Here is a 3,095-nt window from a genome sequence, read left to right on the forward strand (position 1 = left end):
TGCGGGCGCGGTGGTGGTCAGCCGCGGCGCCCTGGTCACCATGATGCTGCGGTCCGGCAACATGACCCTGACGGTCCAGGGCCGCGCCCAGACCGAAGGCGGCATCAACGAGATCATCCGCGTCACCAACACAGCCAGCAACCGGACCATCGATGCCCGGGTCGCCGGCCCCGACCTTGTCATGGTGCAGCCCACGGCCCAAGCCCCCGTGGGTCAGGCCCCCCAGTACCAATCCGGCCGCGCCACCCGCACCGCCGCCCTGAATTGAGGAGAGACATCATGCCTGTGCCTTCCACCATCCGCGCTCTCCTCATCGCCACCGTCGCCACCGTGGCCTTGAGCGGCTGCGGCGCCGTCGACCGCATCAACAACATCGGCAAGGCGCCGGACATGAGCAACCTATCCGACCCGACGGCGCAGAAGGGCTACCAGCCGGTGCGCATGCCCATGCCCACCCCGCCGGTGCTGGAGCGCCAGGCCAACTCGCTGTGGCGTCCGGGCGCCCGCGCCTTCTTCAAGGACCAGCGCGCCAGCCAGACCGGTGACATCCTGACCATCTCGATCTCCATCAACGACAGCGCCAACGTGTCGGATGAGACCAAGCGGTCGCGCGCCAATTCCGACAGCATGGGCATGCCGAACTTCTTCGGCCTGGAAGCCCAGATTCCCAAGGTGCTGAACTCCGCCACCTCCGCCTCCAGCCTGGTGTCGACCACCAGCGCCAAGGCATCCGACGGCAAGGGCACCGTCGCCCGTTCCGAACAGATCGACCTGAAGATCGCCGCCCTCATCACCCAGGTGCTGCCCAACGGCAACCTGGTCATCCAGGGCAAGCAGGAGGTGCGCGTGAACTACGAACTGCGCGAGCTGACCATCCAGGGCATCATCCGGCCCGAGGACATCGACAACACCAACGCCATCTCCTATGAGAAAATCGCCGAAGCCCGCATCTCCTACGGCGGCCGCGGCCAAATCACCGACGTGCAGCAGGAACGCTATGGCCAGCAGCTGCTGGATGTCCTCCTGCCCTTCTGACGATAGTCCACCCGGCGGCGCCCCCACCACCGGGCCCTTCCTTCCATTTTCGCCTGGTTAGGCGCTCTGAGTTAGTCGCCCTCACGTCCACGGGGCTTTGGGTGGACATCTGCTGACCTCGAACAAACTAAAAAAGGGCCGGTGTCATATGCACCGGCCCTCTTCTTTTATTCAGGCTCTGTCCGCCAGCGACCGTCAGTCATCGCGCTGGGTGCGCTCAATGCGCTCATGCCGTTCCTGCGCTTCCACGGACAGGGTGGCGATGGGGCGGGCCTCCAGACGGCGGACGCCGATGGGCTCACCCGTTTCCTCACAATAGCCGTATTCGCCCAATTCGATTCGCTCGATGGCCTCGTCAATCTTGCTGATCAGCTTGCGCTCACGGTCCCGCGTGCGCAGTTCCAGCGAGCGGTCGGTTTCAGCCGAGGCGCGGTCGGCGATGTCCGGCTCCTGGATGCCACCGTCCTGCAGGTTCACCAGCGTTTCGGTGGACTCCTTGAGAAGTTCCGAACGCCATTGCAGCAGCTTCTGACGGAAGTACTCCGTCATCACGGGGCTCATGTACGGCTCATCCTCGGATGGGCGGTAATCCGGGGGAAGTATCGGAGACGACATATGTTTTGGTCCGAGTCCAGTGTGGTCGAGACGGCGCGGAGTATAGGGAGAGCGCGCGCAACCCGCAATACTGAGCGCAGGCCGCGCACGCGAGGTTTAAGTCACTGAAACGGATGGAAATTGTGAGGATACCCGCCCAAAGCCCGATGGGCCCGTCCGTTTGGACGACGGGCTTAAGCTCATGAGGATAGGACTGTTCGCCTGTGGTTGGCGCGCACGACGGCCACGGGGGGGCCAGTGCCCGGCGGCAGGCCCCCAAATCCCCGTCAGCGCGAGGCCGATTCGAATTTGGCCAGTTCCACCTGCGCCCGCAGGTCGATCTCGTCCAGCACTTCCTGCATCCGCGGATCGGTGACGGTGTCGCGCCGGCTTTGCACCAGGCGCACCAGATCCTGCAGGCGTTCGCGCGGATAGGTGCCCGCCAGCAGGCCCAGCCGCAACTCTTCCAGCTTGTCCAGCAGGGTCTCCGCCCGCTGGCGGGCCTTGCGCTTGGAATTCAGGGCATCGTCCACCTCCTGCAACGCCAGCAGGGGGGTGATGGCCATGGCGGTCTGCGCGCCGGTGACGGACTTCGCGCCCTCATCACCGTCGCCTTCCGACACCTGGGCGCGAAAGCTGTCGCCGCCGGCCCGTTGCGTTTTGCGCGTCTGGCTGGTGGGGAGGGAGGAACCGGGACCTTGGATCTTCATATCGTGCCGCCACCGCAATCTGTGCCGGCCGCCCGGACGAACCCGGGGCCATCACCCCACATCCGGGCCCGGCGGACCTGAAAACGGGGCAACTCCACCGGTTTGGCGGACCTGCGGCCTGTCTTATTGTTACCACCCGTGGGGAAGATGCGCATAGGGCAAATTTTGCCGGGGATATTCCGCCGCCGGGACCGGCATTCCCGGCGCCTTGCCCCACCAACCGCCGGCGTGCCGCCCTTGTTCCCCAGGCCGCGGCTGGGATTTCAGCGGATTTGCGCGCATGGTGGAGTTGGCATGAAGTTCGCTAGGGGAGCGGCATCTGTTTCAGGGAGTATCCCGCCCGTGTTCACGTACAGCCCCAACCGTCCCGCCGCCTTGGGCGCCCGCCTGAAGCGCGCCGCCGCCGTGATGGCCGCCGCCCTGCTGCTGGCCCTGGGCGCATCCCAGCCGGCCAGCGCGCAATCGCGCCTGAAGGACATCGTGGATGTGGAAGGCGTGCGCGACAACGTTTTGGTGGGCTACGGCCTGGTCGTCGGCCTGAACGGCACTGGCGACACCATCAACAACGCCCCGTTCACCCAGCAAAGCCTGTACGGCATGCTGGAACGCCTGGGCGTGAACATCCGCGGGACCACGCTGACCACCAAGAACGTGGCGGCGGTGATGGTGACGGCCACCCTGCCCCCGTTCGCGGCGCAGGGCACGCGCATCGACGTGCAGGTCGGCACGCTGGGCGACGCCAAGAGCCGCAGGGCG

5 protein-coding genes are annotated in these 3,095 nt (G+C 65.9%); 3 read left to right on the forward strand and 2 right to left on the reverse strand.

Annotation, left to right across the window (positions count from 1 at the left end; translation table 11 throughout):
* Both flgA and flgH read left to right on the forward strand, forming a co-directional pair.
* A partial coding sequence (gene flgA / locus I55_RS04250) for a flagellar basal body P-ring formation chaperone FlgA (RefSeq protein ID WP_044559263.1) occupies positions 1 to 268 on the forward strand: 268 nt, incomplete at its 5' end.
* A gap of 11 nt (positions 269 to 279) precedes the next feature.
* Positions 280 to 1,035: a flagellar basal body L-ring protein FlgH gene (gene flgH, locus I55_RS04255; protein WP_044559264.1), complete on the forward strand. Its 756-nt coding sequence runs from the start codon at positions 280 to 282 to the stop codon at positions 1,033 to 1,035.
* Positions 1,036 to 1,230: 195 nt separating this feature from the next.
* Here flgH and dksA read toward each other — a convergent pair whose 3' ends face one another.
* On the reverse strand, positions 1,231 to 1,650 hold the full coding sequence (dksA, locus tag I55_RS04260; protein WP_044559265.1) for an RNA polymerase-binding protein DksA: 420 nt from the start codon (positions 1,648 to 1,650) through the stop codon (positions 1,231 to 1,233).
* 266 nt (positions 1,651 to 1,916) lie between these two features.
* Positions 1,917 to 2,339, reverse strand: a complete 423-nt coding sequence (locus tag I55_RS04265) for a flagellar assembly protein FliX (RefSeq protein WP_044559266.1) — start codon at positions 2,337 to 2,339, stop codon at positions 1,917 to 1,919.
* A 408-nt stretch (positions 2,340 to 2,747) separates the two neighbouring features.
* Here I55_RS04265 and I55_RS04270 point away from each other — a divergent pair.
* Positions 2,748 to 3,095: flagellar basal body P-ring protein FlgI (locus I55_RS04270; RefSeq protein ID WP_252181005.1), on the forward strand; the 348-nt coding region annotated here is incomplete at its 3' end.

The organism is Azospirillum sp. B4, from assembly GCF_000333275.1.
Taxonomy (GTDB): Bacteria; Pseudomonadota; Alphaproteobacteria; order Azospirillales; family Azospirillaceae; genus Nitrospirillum.